The 19,939-nt window shown below is 59.4% G+C and carries 26 protein-coding genes; 14 read left to right on the top strand and 12 right to left on the bottom strand.

The features are described 5' to 3' along the window. Positions 1-4: 4 nt before the first annotated feature. The 6 genes from ASE94_RS18335 to ASE94_RS18315 all read left to right on the top strand — a co-directional run bounded on the left by ASE94_RS18335 (position 5) and on the right by ASE94_RS18315 (position 4,792). Positions 5-2,416, top strand: a complete 2,412-nt coding sequence (locus tag ASE94_RS18335) for a circularly permuted type 2 ATP-grasp protein (RefSeq protein ID WP_062631538.1) — start codon at positions 5-7, stop codon at positions 2,414-2,416. A 3-nt stretch (positions 2,417-2,419) separates the two neighbouring features. Next, positions 2,420-3,298, top strand: a complete 879-nt coding sequence (locus tag ASE94_RS18330) for a transglutaminase family protein (RefSeq protein WP_061910326.1) — start codon at positions 2,420-2,422, stop codon at positions 3,296-3,298. A gap of 111 nt (positions 3,299-3,409) precedes the next feature. Beyond that, complete coding sequence (locus ASE94_RS18325; protein ID WP_156352215.1) at positions 3,410-3,577, top strand: hypothetical protein; 168 nt, start codon at positions 3,410-3,412, stop codon at positions 3,575-3,577. 89 nt (positions 3,578-3,666) lie between these two features. Beyond that, positions 3,667-3,825 (top strand): DUF3309 family protein, encoded by a 159-nt coding sequence (locus ASE94_RS20750; RefSeq protein WP_082461306.1) that lies wholly within the window; start codon positions 3,667-3,669, stop codon positions 3,823-3,825. A gap of 179 nt (positions 3,826-4,004) precedes the next feature. Further along, positions 4,005-4,355 (top strand): DUF883 family protein, encoded by a 351-nt coding sequence (locus tag ASE94_RS18320; protein WP_061910324.1) that lies wholly within the window; start codon positions 4,005-4,007, stop codon positions 4,353-4,355. Next, positions 4,355-4,792, top strand: coding sequence for a phage holin family protein (locus tag ASE94_RS18315; protein WP_062631536.1), 438 nt, complete (start codon positions 4,355-4,357; stop codon positions 4,790-4,792). The genes ASE94_RS18320 and ASE94_RS18315 overlap by 1 nt, the downstream gene beginning before the upstream one ends. Positions 4,793-4,811: 19 nt before the next feature. On the opposite strand, the gene ASE94_RS18310 is transcribed toward ASE94_RS18315, so the two are convergent. From ASE94_RS18310 to ASE94_RS18300, 3 genes are all read right to left on the bottom strand, one after another. After that, positions 4,812-5,717 (bottom strand): diacylglycerol kinase family protein, encoded by a 906-nt coding sequence (locus ASE94_RS18310; protein WP_062631535.1) that lies wholly within the window; start codon positions 5,715-5,717, stop codon positions 4,812-4,814. Positions 5,718-5,721: 4 nt separating this feature from the next. Then, the gene (locus ASE94_RS18305; protein ID WP_244484284.1) at positions 5,722-6,975 is read right to left on the bottom strand and encodes a CHASE3 domain-containing protein; all 1,254 of its coding nucleotides are present in this window, start codon (positions 6,973-6,975) and stop codon (positions 5,722-5,724) included. A gap of 254 nt (positions 6,976-7,229) precedes the next feature. After that, positions 7,230-7,985, bottom strand: a complete 756-nt coding sequence (locus ASE94_RS18300; protein ID WP_061910316.1) for a Crp/Fnr family transcriptional regulator — start codon at positions 7,983-7,985, stop codon at positions 7,230-7,232. A gap of 42 nt (positions 7,986-8,027) precedes the next feature. Between ASE94_RS18300 and ASE94_RS18295 the strand changes: the two genes are divergently transcribed. Further along, positions 8,028-8,486, top strand: coding sequence for a hypothetical protein (locus tag ASE94_RS18295; RefSeq protein ID WP_156352214.1), 459 nt, complete (start codon positions 8,028-8,030; stop codon positions 8,484-8,486). On the opposite strand, the gene ASE94_RS18290 is transcribed toward ASE94_RS18295, so the two are convergent. Both ASE94_RS18290 and ASE94_RS18285 read right to left on the bottom strand, forming a co-directional pair. Further along, the gene (locus ASE94_RS18290) at positions 8,483-9,037 is read right to left on the bottom strand and encodes an RNA polymerase sigma factor (RefSeq protein ID WP_061910312.1); all 555 of its coding nucleotides are present in this window, start codon (positions 9,035-9,037) and stop codon (positions 8,483-8,485) included. The two genes, ASE94_RS18295 and ASE94_RS18290, sit on opposite strands and share 4 nt — an antisense overlap. Before the next feature lie 4 nt (positions 9,038-9,041). After that, positions 9,042-9,251 carry a NepR family anti-sigma factor gene (locus tag ASE94_RS18285; RefSeq protein WP_061910310.1) on the bottom strand — a complete coding sequence of 70 codons (210 nt, stop codon included), beginning with the start codon at positions 9,249-9,251 and terminating at the stop codon, positions 9,042-9,044. 155 nt (positions 9,252-9,406) lie between these two features. On the opposite strand from ASE94_RS18285, the gene ASE94_RS18280 reads away from it, so the two are divergent. Together ASE94_RS18280 and ASE94_RS20745 are read left to right on the top strand one after the other, a co-directional pair. Continuing rightward, entirely contained in the window at positions 9,407-10,201 is a 795-nt protein-coding gene (locus ASE94_RS18280; RefSeq protein ID WP_061910309.1) for a response regulator, read from the top strand. Positions 10,202-10,316: 115 nt separating this feature from the next. Next, entirely contained in the window at positions 10,317-10,481 is a 165-nt protein-coding gene (locus ASE94_RS20745; protein WP_046142315.1) for a DUF1328 domain-containing protein, read from the top strand. A 43-nt stretch (positions 10,482-10,524) separates the two neighbouring features. Here the strand turns inward: ASE94_RS20745 and ASE94_RS18275 are convergent, their stop codons facing one another. Then, the gene (locus ASE94_RS18275) at positions 10,525-11,286 is read right to left on the bottom strand and encodes a YdcF family protein (RefSeq protein WP_162236117.1); all 762 of its coding nucleotides are present in this window, start codon (positions 11,284-11,286) and stop codon (positions 10,525-10,527) included. A gap of 223 nt (positions 11,287-11,509) precedes the next feature. Here ASE94_RS18275 and ASE94_RS18270 point away from each other — a divergent pair, with 223 nt between their 5' ends. The 4 genes from ASE94_RS18270 to ASE94_RS18255 are packed head-to-tail and all read left to right on the top strand — an operon-like array spanning position 11,510 to position 14,711. Continuing rightward, positions 11,510-12,322, top strand: coding sequence for an amino acid ABC transporter ATP-binding protein (locus tag ASE94_RS18270; protein WP_061910307.1), 813 nt, complete (start codon positions 11,510-11,512; stop codon positions 12,320-12,322). 31 nt (positions 12,323-12,353) lie between these two features. Beyond that, a complete protein-coding gene (locus ASE94_RS18265) occupies positions 12,354-13,106 on the top strand; it encodes a transporter substrate-binding domain-containing protein (RefSeq protein WP_061910306.1) in 753 nt (250 codons plus the stop codon). Positions 13,107-13,164: 58 nt separating this feature from the next. Then, positions 13,165-13,977, top strand: a complete 813-nt coding sequence (locus ASE94_RS18260) for an ABC transporter permease subunit (protein WP_062631534.1) — start codon at positions 13,165-13,167, stop codon at positions 13,975-13,977. Next, positions 13,977-14,711, top strand: coding sequence for an ABC transporter permease subunit (locus ASE94_RS18255; RefSeq protein ID WP_062631533.1), 735 nt, complete (start codon positions 13,977-13,979; stop codon positions 14,709-14,711). The genes ASE94_RS18260 and ASE94_RS18255 overlap by 1 nt, the downstream gene beginning before the upstream one ends. A gap of 10 nt (positions 14,712-14,721) precedes the next feature. Here ASE94_RS18255 and ASE94_RS18250 read toward each other — a convergent pair whose 3' ends face one another. The 3 genes from ASE94_RS18250 to ASE94_RS18240 all read right to left on the bottom strand — a co-directional run bounded on the left by ASE94_RS18250 (position 14,722) and on the right by ASE94_RS18240 (position 17,162). After that, positions 14,722-15,198 carry a response regulator gene (locus ASE94_RS18250; protein WP_156352212.1) on the bottom strand — a complete coding sequence of 159 codons (477 nt, stop codon included), beginning with the start codon at positions 15,196-15,198 and terminating at the stop codon, positions 14,722-14,724. Positions 15,199-15,254: 56 nt separating this feature from the next. Then, positions 15,255-16,466, bottom strand: coding sequence for a mannonate dehydratase (gene uxuA / locus ASE94_RS18245; RefSeq protein ID WP_062631531.1), 1,212 nt, complete (start codon positions 16,464-16,466; stop codon positions 15,255-15,257). Positions 16,467-16,544: 78 nt separating this feature from the next. Then, positions 16,545-17,162: a trimeric intracellular cation channel family protein gene (locus tag ASE94_RS18240; protein ID WP_062631530.1), complete on the bottom strand. Its 618-nt coding sequence runs from the start codon at positions 17,160-17,162 to the stop codon at positions 16,545-16,547. A 91-nt stretch (positions 17,163-17,253) separates the two neighbouring features. On the opposite strand from ASE94_RS18240, the gene ASE94_RS18235 reads away from it, so the two are divergent. Next, positions 17,254-17,874: a hypothetical protein gene (locus ASE94_RS18235; protein ID WP_062631529.1), complete on the top strand. Its 621-nt coding sequence runs from the start codon at positions 17,254-17,256 to the stop codon at positions 17,872-17,874. 120 nt (positions 17,875-17,994) lie between these two features. Here the strand turns inward: ASE94_RS18235 and ASE94_RS18230 are convergent, their stop codons facing one another. The 3 genes from ASE94_RS18230 to kduI are packed head-to-tail and all read right to left on the bottom strand — an operon-like array spanning position 17,995 to position 19,920. Then, positions 17,995-18,330, bottom strand: coding sequence for a cupin domain-containing protein (locus tag ASE94_RS18230; RefSeq protein WP_062631822.1), 336 nt, complete (start codon positions 18,328-18,330; stop codon positions 17,995-17,997). 4 nt (positions 18,331-18,334) lie between these two features. After that, positions 18,335-19,099, bottom strand: a complete 765-nt coding sequence (gene kduD / locus ASE94_RS18225) for a 2-dehydro-3-deoxy-D-gluconate 5-dehydrogenase KduD (protein ID WP_062631528.1) — start codon at positions 19,097-19,099, stop codon at positions 18,335-18,337. Beyond that, entirely contained in the window at positions 19,096-19,920 is an 825-nt protein-coding gene (gene kduI, locus ASE94_RS18220; RefSeq protein WP_062631527.1) for a 5-dehydro-4-deoxy-D-glucuronate isomerase, read from the bottom strand. The genes kduD and kduI overlap by 4 nt, the downstream gene beginning before the upstream one ends. Positions 19,921-19,939: the final 19 nt, after the last annotated feature.

The raw sequence follows: 19,939 nt of genomic DNA, 5'->3' as shown, positions 1-19,939 counted from the left end.
CGCCATGAGAAAGCGGAGTCAGAACACCCGCACGACGCCGCCCGCCGGCCCGAGCATCATCAGGGATTACGCCCTTTTGCCGGGCGTGCCTGATGAAATGCTTGATGCATCAGGTGCCCTGCGTCCCGGGTGGGACAAGCTCATGGCGGCCTTCGATGCACTCGGGCCCGCGGAGCTTTCAGCCCGCTTCGAGCGCGCTGACCAATATCTGCGCGACGCTGGTGTATTTTACCGCAAGTATGATGGCGCCGAAGGGAAGGAGCGCGCCTGGCCCTTGGCGCATATTCCTCTCCTCATTCACGAAGCGGAATGGCAGACCATCTCGACCGGCCTGACCCAGCGCGCCGAACTCTTGGAGAAGATCGTCGCCGACATCTACGGCGACAATCGCCTCGTACAGGAAGGCCTGCTGCCGCCTGAACTGGTTGCTCAAAACGGCGAGTTCCTGCGCCCCCTCGTCGGGGTCAAGCCAACGAGCGGTCACTTTCTCCACTTCTGCGCCTTTGAACTCGGCCGTGGGCCGGATGGCGCCTGGTGGGTCCTTGGCGATCGCATGCAAGCGCCGTCTGGCGCTGGCTTCGCGCTCGAAAACCGCGTGGCTACCACTCGCGCGCTGTCCGATATCTATGGCGAGATGAACATCCAGCGCTTGGCCGGGTTCTTCCGTGATTTCCGTGATCATCTCTTTGCACAGGCCAAGCGCGATGGCGGCCGTGTCGGCATCCTGACACCCGGCCAGCTCAACGAAACCTATTTCGAACACGCCTATATCGCGCGCTATCTCGGTCTGATGCTGCTCGAAGGCGAGGATCTCGTTGTCGAGAACGGCCAAGTCATGGTGCGAACGGTTGCGGGCCTCAAGCCCGTCAGCGTCCTCTGGCGGCGTATGGATTCGAGCTTCGTCGATCCTCTGGAACTGCGCTACGATAGCCGCATCGGCACTCCGGGCATGGTCGAAGCCGTGCGCTCCGGCTCCATTTCCATGTTCAATGGCCTCGGCACCGGCATCCTAGAAACCCGCGCTCTCTCCGCCTTCATGCCGCGGCTCTGCGAGCATCTTTTGGGCGCAGGCCTCCAACTTCCCGAGATTGCGACCTGGTGGTGCGGCCAGCGTTCCGAGCGTGACTTCGTCCTCGATAATTTCGATAATCTCATGCTTGGGCCGGCTTTCGCCACGACCTTGCCCTTTGACGATCTGCGCGGCACCGCGCTCGGCTCCAGCATGACGGCTGAGCAAAAGACCCTGCTCCGCCAGCGCATCGCCGAGAATGGCCGCCACTATGTCGGTCAGGAGCCCGTGCAGCTTTCGACTGCGCCCGTCTATGTCGATGGCAAGCTCGAACCGCGGCCGATTACACTTCGCGTCTTCGCGTCCCGCACCGAGCGCGGGTGGACGCTGATGCCCGGCGGCTTCGCGCGCGTCGGATCGACCCCCGATACAACTGCCCTTGCCATGCAGCGCGGTGGTCAGGCAGCCGACGTCTGGGTCGTGTCATCGTCGCCGGTAGAACAGATTTCGCTATTGCCGCAGGAAGGAGACCGCCTGGTCCGCAATTCCGCCGGCAGCCTCCCGAGCCGAGCTGCGGATAATCTGATCTGGCTTGGCCGCTATGCCGAACGCTGCGAAGCGACAGTCCGCATTCTGCGCGCCTACAATGCCCGCCTCGCCGAGTTGTCAAAGCCCGATCTGCCGATCCTGACCCATTGCGCCGCTTTCCTCGACAGCATCGATGTCGATGCGTCCGAGGCAATGCCACAGGGCTTGCTGGTGTCGATCAACAGTGCGGTGCACAGCGCCGGCCAGATCCGCGACCGTTTTTCGCCCGATGGCTGGCTGGCCCTCAACGATCTGCAAAAGACTGCCCAACGCTTTGCGACGCGCATTCAAGGCGGCGATGACGCAACGCGTGCCATGACCGTGATCCTGCGCAAGCTTGCCGGCTTTTCCGGCCTTGTGCATGAAAACATGTATCGCTTCGCCGGCTGGCGCTTCCTCGAAATCGGGCGCCGCCTGGAGCGCGCCATTCAAACGGCGCGCATTGCTAGCGCCCTCTCGGGCGACGATGCGCCCGATGGCTCGCTCGAGATGCTGCTCGAGATCGGCGATAGCGTCATGTCACATCGCCGGCGCTATTCGGTAACGGCCGGAACGCAAAGCGCGATCGACCTTTTGGTCCTCGACCCGCTCAACCCGCGTTCGGTCCTGTTCCAGCTGACCGAGCTTCGCACCCAATTGGAGGAGTTGCCTGGCGGCATTCGGGATGGGCAACTCTCGACAGTTGCCAAGGCGGCGCTTGAGCTACAGACCCGCCTCATCATTGCCGAACCTGAAGCCATTACGCCTGAGGTTCTCGAAAACATCGCCAATGAAATCGGCATGCTCGCTGGTCTCATCGCCGCGCATTACTTCACCTGACCCATGCTCTACGACCTCCGCCTGACCCTCACTTATGATTATGATGCGCCGGTGCATGGTGGGCGCCATCACATCCGCGTCGCGCCGTCCTCGGTGCCTGGGCACCAGCGGGTCATCGCCTCATCGCTCTCGTTCTTCCCGAAGCCACAGCGCGCGACGAGTTTCATCGACTTCTTCGGCAATATGGTCAGCGATGTCAGCTTCGTTGAGCCGCACGAGAAATTCGAAGTTCGCCTTACGGCGCGGGTTCAGGTTGAAGATCATGTCGAGCGAAGTGACGTTTCCCCCACAATGGATCAGCTTGCCTTAGAGGTTGAACGCTACTGGTCCGTCCAACCCGACAGCCCGCAGCATTTCCTTGCGGCCTCCCCACGAGTGCAACTGGCTCCCGACATCAAGGACTATGCAAGCGCTCAGTCAGCGCATGCCGACACCGTCCTTGGCAAAGCCATGGCCCTTTGCCTCGCCATACATAGGGATTTCGAATACGACCCCAAAGCGACTGACGTCGAAACCAAGCCAGCCGAGGCCTTTGTCCTCAAAAAAGGCGTCTGCCAGGATTTCGCACATGTCATGATCGCCGGGCTTCGTGGATTGGGAGTACCAGCCGGCTATGTCTCGGGCTTCCTCCGCACCCTCCCCCCACCTGGAAAAGCACGCCTCGAAGGAGCCGATGCCATGCACGCCTGGGTTCGCGTCTGGTGTGGCACGACCATGGGTTGGGTTGAGTTCGACCCGACCAATGCCATGATGGCTGGCGGCGATCATATCGCCATTGGTCACGGTCGCGACTATGCCGACGTCTCTCCGATTGTCGGCGTTTTGCGCACCCACGGTTCGCACGAAACGCGCCAATCGGTGGACGTCATTCGCATCGAATAGATACCGGGCAGCGCGCTGGAACCAATTCACAGCATTGCCGTTTCTTTGTCACGATGCCCATGACGGGCAATGACCACGAGTTCCCGCGCTGGCGGGTCGCTGGAGGCAAAGATGACTCAGGCTGAAATTCGCGCTCTGGAACATGCTGGACGTTCCTCGATGGCTTGGCCAAACGAGGGTTACGACGAACCAAGCCACGCCAACGACGTTTTCCGCGCTCTGATCCCTGCAGCCTTCATTCTGGCTGCCGCCGCAGCACTCATGGTCGCACTTTTCTAATTCCGAATTGGCGGGAATGTCCGCCGATATCAGCGCTTCGTCTGGGTCGATCAAGCGCTGATCAAGCCGTTTAGATCGAGGAGGGTTTCATGGGTCTCGGCACTATTCTCATTATCATTCTTATTCTGCTTCTGGTCGGCGCACTGCCGAGCTGGGGCTATTCGCGCGGTTTCGGTTACGGCCCGTCCGGCATCTTGGGTGTCGTGCTCGTGGTTGTGCTGATCCTCGTGCTGATGGGCCGGATTTAGCAGCAACGAAATAGGCACTTGTCCCCTAGACCTGTGTCTTTGCGAACCGAAGGACGCCCCCCTTTCGGTCTCGCTTTGCCCCGATGCACTCTGTGCATTGGGGCTTTCTCTTTTAGGACCACAGGCCGGAACCGGGAGGAGGTTGCCGCGTTTTCACCTGTGATAAACAGGAGTTTCCCATGGCATCCACCACCGATATGGCACCCGCCGCTGCCCGCAAGGGCGCCCGCGTTTCCGAAAAGACCCGCGAGCAGGAACTTGAGGCACAGGTTGCCCAGCTTCAGGACGATCTCAAGTCCATCGGCGAGACGCTGCGCAAACTGACCGGCGAAAAGGCCGGCGAAGTCCGCGACATCGCCGAAACCGAATTCCGCCAGCTCAAGCGCCGTGGCCGTCATATGGTCGAGGAGGCCCAGGACCAGGCGGGGGAGTACGAGCAGCAGCTCAAGGACACCATCCGCGAAAAGCCGCTAACCTCCGTCGCAACGGCTCTCGGCGTCGGCTTCGTTCTGGCCCTGTTGACTCGCTGATGTTCAACCTGCTCATGCCCCTCGCCGGGCTTCTCGGCCTTGAGGTCGAGGGGCTCGGGCAGCGTCTCAAGGGTCTTGCAGTTGTCTACGCGGTTATTATGGTTTTCGGCGCCATTGGCGTCGGATTCCTGATTGCAGCAGGATATATCGCGCTCGCAGCGTCGGTCGGGCCTCTCTACGCCTCGCTGATCTTTGCTGGCGGGTTTCTGGCCATCGCGCTGATCACCTTGATCGGTTTCTCGATGGCTGAAGCAGGCCGTAAAAGGCGCATTGTCGAAAAGCGGCGCTCCAGCGACACTGGTGCGTTCCTGACGACGGCAGCCCTGACCGCTCTGCCACTGCTCGCCCGTTCGCCTTTGCTTTTGAAGCTCGGCATCCCGGTAGCAGCTATAGCCGCGGTTGCACTCCTGAGAGATCGCAACGACCACAACTCGTGACGGGAAACCGTCGCGAGTTTTAGCTTTCTGCTTTCGGCAGAATGACGCGCAGCGCCTGGGGCACCGCCTTCAAGATTACCTTCCGATCCAGATCGATCAATTCGCCATCGATCACGGCCTGCGCATCTTTCTTGCGCTTCGGAAAATGCAGCTCGAGCTGGGTGCACTCCAGCTCCGTCACCTGCGGATTGTTGCGCCAACGGCCCAACAGCACATCTATAGCGAGCCCAATGAGTTCACCCGTGGTCACTGGTGCGGCGAAGTAGACACCCAGGCGCCCGCTATCGAGTTGCCCAGCCACCGGTACAGGCCCATCATCGAGCGGATTGTTCGAAACCGCGATCCCAGAAACGGTTCGGCTGTGTTTGCCGGTACTGTCGGTGTACTCCACGTCGAATTTCGGCGGGTTTGCTGCCGCGGCCGCAATCGCTCGCAGGCTTGCCAACATTTTGCCGACGCGGCTTCGGTAAACCATGCCATTGCGGATCCTCACGAGCCGCGGGTGAATACCGACGCTAAACTGATGGACGAAAGGCTGTTGGTTGGCAGTCGCTATATCGACCGATCCAACGGTTCCCTGCGCAATCGCGTGCACCGCGCGGTGAATATCCTGGGGCACACCCAAAGTGCGCGCAAAAAGGTTCATTGTGCCCGCCGGCAATAGTCCCAAAACCTTATTTTCTTTGAGAGCGAGAGCCGCGGCGGTCGAAATTGTCCCGTCACCGCCAGCTGCGATGATCGCCTCGACCGTGTCGCTGGTGGCTAGGTTTTCAAGGGTCGAAACCACCTCATCGCCATTGACGATCTGGCAGTCGAATTCATGCCCGGCAGCCGCAAAAGCGTCCTTAGCCTCAGCGCAAAATTCTTCGAGGTTCATGGTGCGTAATGTGCCGCTGTCGCGATTGAAGACGGCGGCTAAATGCATGAATCTACTCCGCCGCCGCGTGGGTCGGCGCTTGAACGAGCGCGGGCATCGCCACCACTACGGTGACGCCATTACCCGGCTCACTCGTATAGATCGGTTCCCCACCAAACTGGCTGGACAACTGCTTGATGATGACCGAGCCCAGCCCACCCTCTTCCTTGCCCTCGGGTAGGCCGACACCCGTATCGCGCACCGTCAATGTCGGCACACCCGCATCATTGCGGAAAAGGGCAACTTCGACATGCCCCTTCCGTCCATCGGGGAAGGCATGCTTGAGGGCGTTAGTGACGAACTCACCAACCAGAATGCCCAACGTGGTCGCGTCCCGTGAGCTCACTTCGATCGGATCGATCTTGCCTTCGATGGTGATGCGCTCGGAATCGGATTGAGTGATTGATATATCTTCGAGGACTGCGCTCAAGAACTCCTCGGCGCTCGCCGATTCCATGTCATCGCCCAAGCGAAGGCGACGATGAGCCGACGCAATGGCGTGCACGCGAAGCCTTGCCGCCTCGAGGGCCACACGCACTTCTTCCGACCGTGTCCGCATCAACTGCAAGGCAAGAAGCGAAGAAACAGTGGCCAGTGAGTTGCCAATGCGGTGGCTGGTATCCTGCAGCAGCGCTTCCACGCGCTGCCGTTCACGCTCCGCATGCGCTCGCGCATCGTCGATCGCGCGCGTCCGCTCGGCCACCTCGGCTTCAAGCGCTTCGTTCTGGTTTATCAGCCCGCGGTTGCGCTGCGCCATCGAACTAACCTGCTTCTGCGTCCGCGACATCAAAGCATAGCCAAGGCACACCGCTGCCGCCAAAGCAGCGATGATCGTCCCCACCAGCCACAAGCGCGACTGATCGATAGCGTCATTACGCACGGCAAGCTTCTGATTTTCCTCGCCGATGAAGGCTTCGAGCGTATCGCGCACTTCACCCATCATCCGCGCGCCCATGCCGGTATCGGTCAGCGTCTGCGCCTCTTCCTGACGCTCCGTTGCGACGAGCTGCACCACCCGTTCCATCTCGGCCATCTTGCCCGCGATGTCGCCCGTTATGCTCCGCACACGAGCTGTCTGCGCCGGATCGTCAGCTGCCATATCCAGAAGCGAGGAAACATAGGTGTCGATCTGAGCGGCGGCAGTGCGGTATGGGACCAGAAATTGGCGGTCGCGCGTCAGCATATAGCCGCGCTGGCTGGCTTCAGCCTCTCCTATGATGTTGATGAGTTGCCGGGCCTTGTCACGCACAGCGTAAGTCTCGGTCATATCGCTCAACTGGCGTTCCATCCCCTGCATGAGCAAGAGCGAAACGATGGCAGCGAGAAAAACAAGGCAAAGGGAAGACCAGACAGCAATGCGTCGGGCAGTGCGATGTCCGAGTAATGGCACAACTGTGCTGTTGGGTTCTTGTCCCACCGTTATCATCCAAGCCATCCTGGCCGACTCTTGTCGCTGGACGGAGACCTATTGTAGGTCCACCGCGTGCCATGCGGCAATGGCAGCATTGAGGCTGCAATCATTTAGATCAGTGGCCTTGTGATTTCTCTGGGGGCATCCCAATCGGCGAGCTCTTGCAGACCTTCTGGATCGATGATTTCGCAACTCCGATCCAACCACCGGATGAGATCTTTCTCCGCTAGTTTGCGCAGCGTCTTATTCGTGTGCACGATAGAGAGGCCAAGTGTATCTGCGACATGCTGCTGGGTCAGTGGTACATGCAGCACCTTGTCGGTAACTGGCCCAAGTGTTGCGGCGCGGTTGTGAAGAAATGCCAGCAGATAAGCCGCCCGCTCGACCGCCGTTCTCCGGCCAACACTGAGAAGGTGTTCGTCAAGCATCCGCTCTTCCCGCGCCGCCAGCCAGGTGACGTCAAAGCCAAGCCCGGCGTGGGCCTCGAAAAGCTCGTTCAGCTTATCGCGCTGGAACACGCAGAGGATGACGGGCGTCAAGGCCTCGACCGAATGCTCCATTTCGCCCAACACGGACCCCTGTAGTCCAAGCAAATCGCCGGGGAGCAGATAATTCAAAATCTGACGGCGACCATCTGGCAGCGTCTTGAACCTGAAAGCCCAGCCCGAAAGCACCGTGTAGAGATGCGGACTGTGATTGCCTTCCGAAAGGATAGCCGATCCAGTTTCGGCAACCAGTTCGCCCCGCTTGAAACTCGACACGAATTTGAGCTCTGGTTCGGTAAAGTCGCGGAATGCTGGCAAGCCGCGCAGTGGGCATTGTTCGCAGGGCACCCTTCTCCCGGTGCTGGGAAGGACGAGATTCAAGGGAAATCCTGAAAGTTATGACGCTGGCGGAATAACGCGGGCGTGATCCGCCACGTTCCGATGCGTATGTCTTTTTTAAATGACGGCCTACCGGCCAAGGAACACAAGGATTGTCCCATCCAGCAAGGAAAACGCCGAATGCTCAAAGGCCAAACGGCGCTTATCGTTGAGGCTCAATACCTCATTGCGCTGGACATTCAGGCGACCCTTGAAGACCTCTCTTCGCCACGCGTTTTGATCGCGCAAGACCCCGCATTCATTGAGGAGCTGGCGGTCCCGTTCAGCGAAATAGGCCTCGCCATCGTCGAGATCGAACGCAACCTGCCGAGCAATCTTCAACTGATTGGCGATCTCGTGCGGCAGGGTATTCCGGTGATTGGCGTCACCGCCGATCAGGACTTGCGGAAGAGCATTAACTGGCTCTCCGGCGTGCCGCTATTGTTCAAGCCGACACCGTCCGAAAGCATGATCGATGCCATCCGGACGGTGATTGTAGCTTAGAAGGAGTGGTTGGTGGTGGTCACCTGGGCCGAAACAGCGTCCGGACCATAGTCGGATTCACCGCTGATCTTCAGCATCTCTTGCAGGCGTGAGCGTGCGCGGCTGACGCGGCTTTTCATAGTGCCAACGGCGCAATCGCAGATCTCTGCCGCTTCTTCATATGAGAAGCCTGACGCACCAATGAGAATGATTGCTTCACGCTGATCATCCGGCAGCTGACCTAGCGCCTTCTTGAAATCCTGAAGGTCCATCGAGCCATATTGCGATGGGTGCACCGACAACCGCTCGGTGAATGCACCATCGGTATCCTGCACTTCGCGCCCGCGCTTACGCATCTGGCTATAAAACTCGTTGCGCAGAATGGTGAAAAGCCACGCCTTGATATTCGTTCCCATCTCAAAGCTGGACTGCTTAGCCCACGCCTTCATGACGGTGTCCTGCACCAGATCGTCAGCTTTATCGTGCTTGCCGGTCAAGGACACGGCAAAAGCACGGAGGCTCGGCAATGTGGACAGCATTTCGCGCTTGAACGACGTCGTCTCTGTCGCCATTCGCTTATTCTCCGCCCTGCGAAGATTGCTTGGCATGTGCCTGTTCGGCACTATCCAGTTTTTCGAGTAGATCGAGCAACTGATCAGGCACGCCCTCTTCCTGCACTGCGCCATAGAGCGCGCGCAGACGCGAGCCAATATCTGATGTCGGCCCAAGGCCATCATCCGGCTGCTGCCGCATGTTTTGTTGGCCCACCAATGTGTCGTTCTTCATGCCCTGACTCTACCCAAGCTTCGGAAGCGGTCCCGCTAATCAGAGAAAATTCGTCTGGATAAAAAAAGTTCCATCGGTTCGGAACTTTTCTCTCCATGCGCCATTAAATTAATTCGTGAAGTCACGGACTAAAAGCGTCACTGGAGTTTCCCTACATGTCTCTGTCCACGCGGATTGCGCCGCACCTGCCTTACCTCCGGAGATTCTCACGGGCGGTTACAGGATCGCAGACGTCTGGCGACGCTTACGTCGCCGCCACGTTGGAAGCCCTTATTGCCGATATCTCGTTGTTCCCGGAAGCATCGAGCGATCGCATTGCGCTTTACAAATTGTTCTCGGCTCTCTTCACGTCGTCCGCTGTCGATATCCCAGAACCGATCTCGACCTTCGCGTGGGAACAGCGCGCTGCTCGTAATCTCGCCAACCTCGCCCCCCGCCCCCGCCAGTCCTTCCTGCTCGTTGCAGTCGAGGGCTTCACGCATGCCCAGGCTGCCGAAGTGCTTGGCGTAAGCGACCAGGAATTTGCCTCGCTCCTCGATCAGGCCTCGCATGAAATCTCGCGCCAGGTGGCGACCGAGATCATGATCATCGAAGATGAGCCATTGATCGCGATGGACATCGAGCAGATGGTCGAAAGCCTCGGCCACAAGGTCGTCAGCATCGCCCGCACGCATGCTGAGGCGGTTAGCCTGTTCAATCAGACCCAGCCGCGCATGATCCTGGCGGACATTCAGCTCGCTGATGGCAGCTCGGGCATCGATGCAGTCAACGACATCCTCAATACCCATTCGGTACCCGTGATTTTCATCACGGCATTCCCCGAGCGTCTTCTTACGGGTGAACGTCCTGAGCCGACTTTCCTCGTCACCAAGCCGTTCAATCCTGAAATGGTGAAGGCGCTGATCAGTCAGGCACTGTTCTTCGAAGACGGTTCGCGCGCCGCAGCCTGACACCAAAGGTTGCGTGCAAAACTCGAAAGCCGGCTATGCCGGCTTTTTTGTTGCCTGCAGGAACTTGCCAAAAGGTCGCACGTTTATTCTGCAAGACATCACTCTGGAGGCAACTATGCTTTACTACGCTCTCGTCTTCCTCGTTATCGCTCTTATTGCCGGCGTTCTTGGCTTTGGTGGCATTGCTGGCGCCTCTGCAGGTATCGCCCAGATCCTTTTCTTCCTTTTCCTGGCGTTCCTCGTCATTTCTCTTGTTATCGGCCTCTTCCGCCGGACTTAAAACTTCTAAATAGCCAAATGGGCGGCCCTCGTGGCCGCCTTTTTTATTGCTGAGGAAGAAAAGTGGTGGTTTTGCCTGTCCAATAGTAGACCGCGAGCCCGATCCACTCCTTGATCGCAACAGTCGTCACATTCAGATTTTGCACGGGATTAGCGATATCGAACCAAAGCCCCTGCGGCCCCGGTGTCCGATAATCCGTCGGCCAGGGGATTACGCGCAGTCCCGCCTTGCTGAAAATACCGACTGAGCGCGGCATGTGAAATGCCGAAGTCACCAATATGACATTGCCGTTCGCCAGATCACCCAACAGCGACTCGGTGAAAGCGACATTCTCGTCGGTATTTCGTGACTCGCCTTCGAGGATAAAGCGATCCTCGGAGATGCCGTGCATGGAGAAAAAGCGCTTGGCCGTTTCGGCCTCAGATTCTCCTTCGTCGTCCAACACGCCGCTTCCCCCACTGACAACGATCTTTGCCGTCGGATAAGCGTTGGCGAGCCATAAGGTCGTGGTCAGGCGATCGCCGGCATCATTGAGTTCCGCAATTTGCCGGGCTGAACTTGGACGCGCCAACGTTGCTCCACCCAGCATGATAATCGCATTGACCGCCTGTGGTGGCGTCGCGGGCACGGAAAACCGATCTTCGAGCGGCTGAATGATGACATAGCCCAGCGTGGTATATCCCACCAACCCGTGGACAAGCACGGCCAACACAAGCGCCGCAATGCTCGATTTCCGCTTCCTCAAAAGCGCGAAACCGAGCGCGAGAAGCAGCAGCAACACGACAATGCTCGACGGCTGCGCCACCAGCCAGAAAATCTTTGAAACCAGAAAGAACATGCCGCACCCTGCGCATCGAACACGCGGCCTTGTGCCCCGTTTTCACCGCAAGTCCAAGAGCGCTGGGCAATTCTGCTTTTTCCCCTTGCTATCTCGGCGCCATTTGCATTTGTTGAAGGCGGTCAAAACTGCCAGCCTCAAAATAAGGCAGTTGCCATCAGGAATGCCCGAAACCGGGTCTACGGTAAGCATGCACGAACTGAACACGGCGCCCGCTGCGACCATGCCCGTTGTGGAATTGCGCGATCTGCATAAGTCCTTCGGCGCGCTGGAGGTTTTGAAGGGCATATCGCTGTCCGTCGGCGAAGGTCAGGTGGTGAGTCTGATTGGGTCTTCTGGCTCGGGCAAATCGACCCTTCTGCGCTGCATCAATATGCTCGAAGTTCCCGATCAAGGCGACGTGTTGATCGATGGCGAAGCTATCAAGCTTCGCGGCTCGGCCCAAGCACGTCAGATCGCAGACGAATCCCAGATCCGGCGCATCCGCTCCGAGCTTGGCATGGTCTTCCAGTCCTTCAATCTCTGGGCGCACATGACGGTACTGCAAAATGTCATGGAAGCGCCGCTCATCGTCCAGGGCCGCCAGCGTGCCGAGGTTGAGGCCGAGGCTCGCGCCATGCTCGATAAGGTCGGCATCGGTTCAAAGACCGACGCCTATCCATCCCAACTTTCTGGTGGTCAGCAGCAGCGCGCCGCGATCGCTCGCGCCCTTTGCATCAATCCGCGCGTCATGCTCTTCGACGAACCGACCTCCGCGCTCGACCCGGAACTCGAGGTCGAAGTTCTGCGCGTCATCAAAGTGCTGGCTGACGAAGGCCGATCCATGGTTCTCGTCACCCACGATATGGAATTTGCCCGCTCCGTCTCGGACCGGGTGGTCTTCCTCCATCAGGGCCTGATCGAGGAGGAAGGCACGCCGGACGAGGTTTTTGGGTCCACCAAATCGGCCCGCCTCAGACAGTTTCTCAACGCTGCCAATCACGAAGAGCAGCGACATACTTAAACTCTCGACGTCAAACGTAATGGAGACGCTAATGAAGAAGATAATCCTGGCAGCACTTGCCACCCTGACGCTGAGCAGCGGCGCGATGGCACAAGAGAGCCTCCGCATCGCGACGGAAGGCGCCTATGCGCCATGGAATTTCCTCGACGAAAGCGGCAAACCCGCCGGCTACGAAATCGAGCTCGCCGGCGCCATCTGTGAAAAGGCTGGCCTCACCTGTGAATTCATCGTCAACGACTGGGATTCGATCATCCCGAACCTGTTGGCTGGCAACTACGATGCCATCATGGCGGGCATGTCGATCACCGAAGAGCGCAAGCAGACTATCGCCTTCAGCGACGAATACTTTCCGCCCGATCCGTCGCGCTATGTAGCGCTGGCTGGTGCAGAGATCGATTTCGATGCCCTCACCGGCAAGCGTATCGGCGTCCAGGGCGGCACGATCCAGGCAGCCTATGCCGAGGAAAATCTCGCCAAGGACAACACCATCGTTTCCTTCACCACCGCTGATCAGGCCGTGGCGGATCTCTCAGCCGGCAATCTCGACGCGATCTTTGCCGATGGCGCCTATGTCGACCCCATCGTCACCGCATCCAGCGGCGCCATCGACTACACCGGTCCTGACATCATGATCGGTGAAGGCATGGCCATTGGCCTCCGCAAGGAAGACACCGACCTGACCGCCAAGCTCGACGCCGCCATCGAAGCCCTCAAGGCAGACGGCACCGTCGATGGCCTCATCGCCAAGTGGTTCGACGGCCGCGGCCCCTATTACGCGAACTGATACGCCTAGAGCGAGGAGCCAAAACTCCTCGCTCACCGATTGAACTGGTGCGCGCCAAATGACCGACGACATCGCCTTCTGGCTCAGCTATCTGACCAATGGCAAGCATCTGACCTGGTATGCCAGCTTCCAGTTCACCATTTTCGCGGCCCTTATGGGTGGCGCGCTTGCCGTGCTGTTCGGCCTGGCCGGCGCCACGGCCCGACACTCGCGTTTCCTGCCGCTCCGCGTCCTTGGCACTATCTACTCGTCCATCGTGCGCGGCGTGCCAGACGTTCTCTTTTTCCTCTTTTTCCCCCTCGCCTTCGAGCAAGGCGTCGAGTGGCTAGTCGCAACGCAGGTGTGTTCACCGGCGATGGTTGCCGCCCAAACTGCCGCCTGGCCACCGTGCCGCGAAGCCAATTGGATTCTCGGCACGCCGGAATATCTGATGCTCGCCAGCGTTTCGCTCGGCATCGTCTATGGCGCCTTCGCCACCAATGTCATTCACGGCGCGCTTCGCTCCGTCCCGTTGGGGCAGCTTGAAGCCGCACGCGCCTATGGAATGTCGTCTCGCCAAGTGCTGTGGCACATTCACATCCGCCAGATGTGGGTCTATGCGCTTCCCGGCCTCTCCAATGTCTGGATGCTGATCATCAAGGCGACCTCGCTGCTTTCGCTGCTGCAGATCGCCGATATCGTCCTCTGGGCCGATCGCCTCGGTGCGCCAAACTTCCTGCCCGCTGTGGGCCTCGTCCACGCGGATTGGCGCTGGCGCTATTACCTCGTGCTCTTTGTCTTTTACATCCTTGTCACTTGGCTTTCGGAGCGCGTTTTCGAGGCCATCATGCGCCGCGTCGGCAAAGGCATTTTGAGCGAGGCACACGCGTAATGCAGGGCTTCCTCAACGACCTCGCCATCATGGCGCCGGCAGTGATGTTCAACATCTACTTCGCCCTCGCCTCCATTCCGCTCGGCTTTGTGCTCGCCGTCTTCCTCGCGCTCGGCAAGGCGTCGCGCAACCCGCTGATCAACCGGCTGTCGCGCGGCTATATCTACGCCTTCCGGGGCTCGCCGCTCTTCATCCAGTTCTTCATGTTCTACTCGTTGGCGCTGTCGCTCAATATTTCGGTGTGGAAGCCGCTCGGAATCTCGGGCTTTGTGCTGCACCCGCTATTCATCGGGCCGCTCGTTCTGGTGTTGAACACGGCCGCCTATACCGCTGAAATCTTCTACGGTGCCTTGCGCGCTGTGCCCCGTGGCGCCGTCGAAGCCGCACGCGCCTACGGCATGTCCCCTGCCCAGCAATTCCGCCGCGTTGTCTGGCCCAACCTTATCCGCCTCGCCTGGCCGGCTTACACCAACGAAGTGGTTTTCCTCTTCCACGCAACGGCCATCGTCTATTTCGCGCTGCCGGTCATCGGCGCCCAGGCGGATCTGATGATCACGGCAAAGACCCTCTTCGAACGCGACTACAATGCGTTCCTGCATTTCTCGGTCGCCGCGCTCTATTTCCTCGCGGTATCGCTCGTCGTGTTTTTTATCTTTGGCTTGATCTATCGGCGCCTGATGCGCCACTTGCCGCCGCAACCTGGCCTCCGTTTCGCGCCAAAGTGGATGCGCTGACGGTCAGTGCCTAGGCGCGCAACGTCTGGCGCAGCATCGCATGAGCAAGCACGCGAGAGATCTCGGCTGAAACAGCCGCCGCTTGAAGTGGCTTGTTCACGCTGCCCGCAGCGCCTGCCGCAAGCGCATCACTGTGCTCACCCAGCATGCAGATCATGATCACGGGGATATCGCCGGTTTGCGGATCGGCCCTCAATGCTGCCAGCACGTCCCAGCCGTCGAAGCCGGGCATCAGCACATCGAGAAGAATAACCGAAGGCGCCATCGATCGCGCCATTTGCAAAGCGGCCTGTGGGGCGCCAATCGACATCGGCACATGGCCCGCGGAGCGAATGATCCGCTCCGCCTCGCGCAACACATTGATATCGTCATCGACGACAAGAATGCGCGCCGGCTCCTGCAATCCCTGTGGCGGAAGATGCGGTGATGGCCTTAAAGACGTCACCGCTCGCCGTAACGCGCTCATCATACCCATCGCCACCACCACCTAGACTCAAGTGTACAGTGTGGCAGTGGCGCGCGGAGAGGGTGTTAACCGGTTGATTAGAAGTTTACCGATTGGTGTTCGAGCGCCGTCATGACGCCGCGCAATTCGGCAAGGCCCTTCATGCGCCCGATGGTCGGGTAACCCGGCTGCGCCCGGCGTCCAAGATCATCGAGAATATCCTGACCGTGATCTGGGCGCATGGGAATGATTGCGTCCTTGCGTCCCTCTGACTTCCTCCGCCGCTCTTCGCGTACGATCGCGGCAATGAGCGCGACCATATCGGTGTCCCCGCCAAGATGCTCAGCCTCGAAAAACGAGCCGACAATGTCGTCATTGTCGCGTTTGACGTTCCGCAGGTGCAGGAAATGCACCTTTCGCCCAAACCGCTCCATCATGCCCGGTAGATCATTGTCCGGTCGGGCGCCAAGCGACCCCGAACACAGCGTCATGCCATTGGCTGGGCTGTCGACGGCATCGAGGATGTATTTGTAATCCTCTTCCGTCGACATGATACGCGGCAAGCCGAGCAGTGCAAACGGAGGGTCATCCGGGTGGCAGCAGAGACGCAGGCCTAGCTTTTCCGCCTCGGGAACCACTTCTTCGAGGAAATGCACAAAGTGCTCGCGAAGCTGGTCGCGCGTGATGTTGCCATACTCATCGAGATGCGCCTGGACATCCTGCAATGACATGGATTCCGTCGAGCCCGGCAGACCCATAGTGACATTGCGCCCAAGCTGCTTCTTCTCGTGCTCGCTGAGGTTCGAAAAGCGGCGCTCCGCCTCGTCGGCGATAGCATTGGTATAGTCGGCGGCCGCACCCGGTCGCGTCAGGATATGAATGTCAAAGGCCGCAAAATCGTTGATATCGAACCGCATGCATGATCCGCCATTGGGCACTTCCCAGCGCAGATCCGTGCGCGTCCAATCGAGCACCGGCATGAAATTGTAGCAGATCACCTCCATGCCGCTTTCGGCGAGGTTCCGCATGGAGATCTTGTAGTTGGCGATATGCTCGCGCCAATCGCCCTTTTGCTTCTTGATATCTTCGCTGACCGGAAGGCTTTCCACCACGTCCCAGGTCAGGCCCGATGCCGAGCCGTCCTTGCGCGTCGCGATTTCCTGGTAACGCTTGGCGATCTCGCCCTTGGTCCAGACCACACCATTGGGAACATGGTGCAAGGCGCTGACGACGCCCACTGCCCCCACCTGCGTGATATCGTCGATCGAGCACAAGTCCTTCGGGCCGAACCACCGCCAGGTCTGTCGCAAAGCAGAACTCCATTCTTGTATGGTAGCTCTGCCTCTAGCACAGTCCGCTAGCGATTTGCCAGCTCAGCACGCCTGGCTTTACTTACGCATATCTCTATCGAAGACGAACTTCGGCATTTCCCATTTCAGCACGAGGGACAGCATGCGCAGGGGAAAGCCAACGGCCAAAGCCACAAGCACCATCAGATCGGTCGGCAAGCCGCCGAGGAGCCCGAGATAATAGACGACACCCGTGACGATCGACACCGTCGCATAGAGCTCGCCATGGAAGACCAGCGGAATGTCATTGCAGAGCACATCGCGCAGAATGCCACCGACGATCCCCGTTACCATGCCCGCAACGATGATGATGATCGGATGCGCATTGGTTTCGATGGCCACATTGCAACCGACGATCGTGAAGACCACAAGGCCGACCGCATCGAGAAGCAGGAATGGCCAGCGAAGTTTGTCGACCACCCGCGCCAGCGCTATGGTCAAAAGCGCCGCGCCGCAGACCAGCACCAGGATATAGGGATTGCGTACCCAATAGAGCGGATAGTGATCAAGGATCATGTCGCGCGCCGTGCCGCCACCAAGCGCGGTGACGCAGGCGATGATGCAGACGCCGAACCAGTCCATGTTGCGCCGCCCTGCAGCGAGGGCGGCCGTCATCGCCTCGGCGGTGATGGCGACATAAAACATGATCATCAGCATGGACAGAACCTGGAAGCGCGTCGAAATCGGGTTGTTTCCGCCACGTTACAGAAGCAACCCTTGCCGTCCAGAGCCGATGGAGATTTGTCCCATGCGTCCGCCGAAAACCGTGCGCGCCCTCGAAGCCTTCGGCCGCGTGAGGCTCTCGGAAAACTTCTTCATGCGCGATTTTCTGTATTCCGAAATCGCCGTCATCAACGGCCTCCAGAACCTGCCCGATGATCTCGATCTCGCCATCGCCGCCGGCACGCGCCTCTGCGAAGAACTGCTCGAACCGCTGCAGGAAAAATTCGGGCCCCTCTCCGTGCGCTCATCCTATCGCTCGCCGCAGGTCAACCACTTCGGCAACGTCAACAAACTCAATTGCGCCAGCAATGCCAGCAACTACGCCGGCCACATCTGGGACCGCCGAGACGCCGAAGGCCGCATGGGTGCCACAGCCTGCGTCATCGTCAACCGCTTCATTCCCTACTACGAACGCACCGGCAATTGGGAAGCCATGGCCTGGTGGATCCACGACCACCTGCCCTATTCGGATATGCCATTCTTCCCAAAATTCGCAGCCTTCAACCTGCAATGGCGAGAGGAACCCGTCCGCCGCATCTACAGCTACATCCCACCCCGGCGTGGGAAATTGACCGCGCAGGGAATGGCGAATTGGCCGGGGACGCATGAGGAGGACTATGCGGCGATGGTGGCGGAGATTGCGTAGCCCCCACCTAGCCTCCCCCTGATAGGGGGAGGAACGCATCGAGTATGCCGCGATACCAACGAGCCACTGGCAGATCCCTCCCCCTACCAGGGGGAGGCTAGGTGGGGGTCCTAAAACCTCTCACAAAAAATCCGCCCGATGCGGCGTAAACACATCGACCAGCCGGCCCTTCTCCAACGCCACGACGCCGTGCACCAACCCTGACGGCACAATGAAGCTGCCGCCCTGCCCGACCACTTCGGTCTTGCCGTCGATCGTCACCTCGAAGCTGCCCTCAGCCACATAGCTCACCTGAATATGCGGGTGGCTATGAAGCGCGCCGACGGCGCCCTTGTCGAAGCCAAACTCGACCTGCATCAATTCTGGCGTATGGATCAGCACCCGGCGGGTATTGCCCGGCGCCAGTTCGGTCCATTCGGTTTCGTTGGGTTGAGCGAAGAATTTCTGTTCAGTCATGATATCACCTTGCGAGCCAGCCGCCATCGACGGGGATAACGGCGCCATGCATGTAGTTGGAAGCCGGGGCGAGGAGGAACACGGCCGCGTCCCCGATATCGGACGGCACACCCCAGCGCGCCGCCGGAATACGCCCGAGGATCGAGGCCGAACGATCGGGATCGTTGCGCAGCGCCTCAGTATTGTTGGTCTCGATATAGCCCGGCGCAATGGCATTAACATTGATGCCCTTAGCCGCCCATTCATTGGCCAAAAGCCGCGTAATCCCCAGCACACCGCTCTTGGACGCCGTGTAGCTTGCGACGCGAATACCGCCCTGGAAGCTGAGCATAGAGGCGATGTTGACGATCCGCGCGGCCCGGTTTTCCGCCAGGGCTTTGCGGCCCATCGATTGCGCGAGGAAAAACATCGTCTTGAGATTGATGTCCATCACTGCGTCCCAATCCGCCTCGGTAAAGTCCACCGCATCGACGCGCTTGATGATCCCGGCATTGTTGACGAGACCGTCGATAGGCCCATGCTGGTCCCAAGTCGCATCGAACATAGCCTGCGCGTCCTTGGTCGAACCGAGATCGGCGCGCACGTCGACAAAATCGGCGCCCTGCCCGGCCATGAGCGAGGACGTTTCTTCCATGGACGACCGGCCGACGCCGACCACCCGCCCACCAGCCCGACCGATCGAGAGCGCGATGCCCTGCCCGATGCCGGTATTGGCACCGGTGACCATCACCGTCTTGCCAGTCAGGCTAAAGGCCGTGAGGTCGGTCAAAGAAGATCCTCCATCGGGATCTTTTCGGCGTCGGTATAGTCGATGTTGTCGCCGGCCATGGCCCAGATAAAGTTGTAAGACCCAGTTCCAGCACCCGAATGGATCGACCAGGGTGGGGAAAGAATCGCCTGCTCGTTGCGCACGATCATGTGCCGCGTCTCATCCGGCTCACCCATTAGGTGCACAACGAAGGCATCGGGCTTGAGGTCGAAATAGAGATAGGCCTCCATGCGCCGATCATGCACATGCGCGGGCATGGTGTTCCAGACCGAGCCGGGCGCGAACTGGGTCAGCCCGACGACCAACTGGCAGCTCTTGAGGCTGTTGGTGTATTGATAGATAGAGCGCTCGTTGGCGGTTTCTGCACTGCCCATATCGAGCCGCTTGGCGCCAGATTGCTGCAGAAGCGTCGTCGGATGCGAGGCGTGCGCCGGAGCGCTCAGGAGATAGAATTTGGCGCCTGCGCCAGTAAATAGCACATCCTTGGATCCCATCCCGATATAAAGCATGTCGCGCGAACCGACCGCATGCGCAGTGCCATCGACAGTGATCGTGCCGGCCGCGCCAATATTCACCGCGATCAGTTCGCGGCGCTCTAGGAAGCTCGCCGTCCCGGTCGGCTTGATGCTCTCCAGCACCAGTTCGCCGCCACTCGGCACCGCCCCGCCAACCGCCATTCGATCATAGTGCGTATAGGTCCAGCGCACCGCCCCATCGGCGAAGAGATCGTCGATCAAAAAATTCTCGCGCAGCTCGGCCGTGCCCATGCCAGCGGCCCCGACGGGATCGATGGCAAAACGGATGTCGAATTCGGTAGTCATGGCAGCTCCGGCGTAGGAA

This window comes from Devosia sp. Leaf64 (assembly GCF_001421945.1).
GTDB lineage: Bacteria > Pseudomonadota > Alphaproteobacteria > Rhizobiales > Devosiaceae > Devosia.
This window is presented reverse-complemented; position numbering and strand designations above follow the sequence as displayed.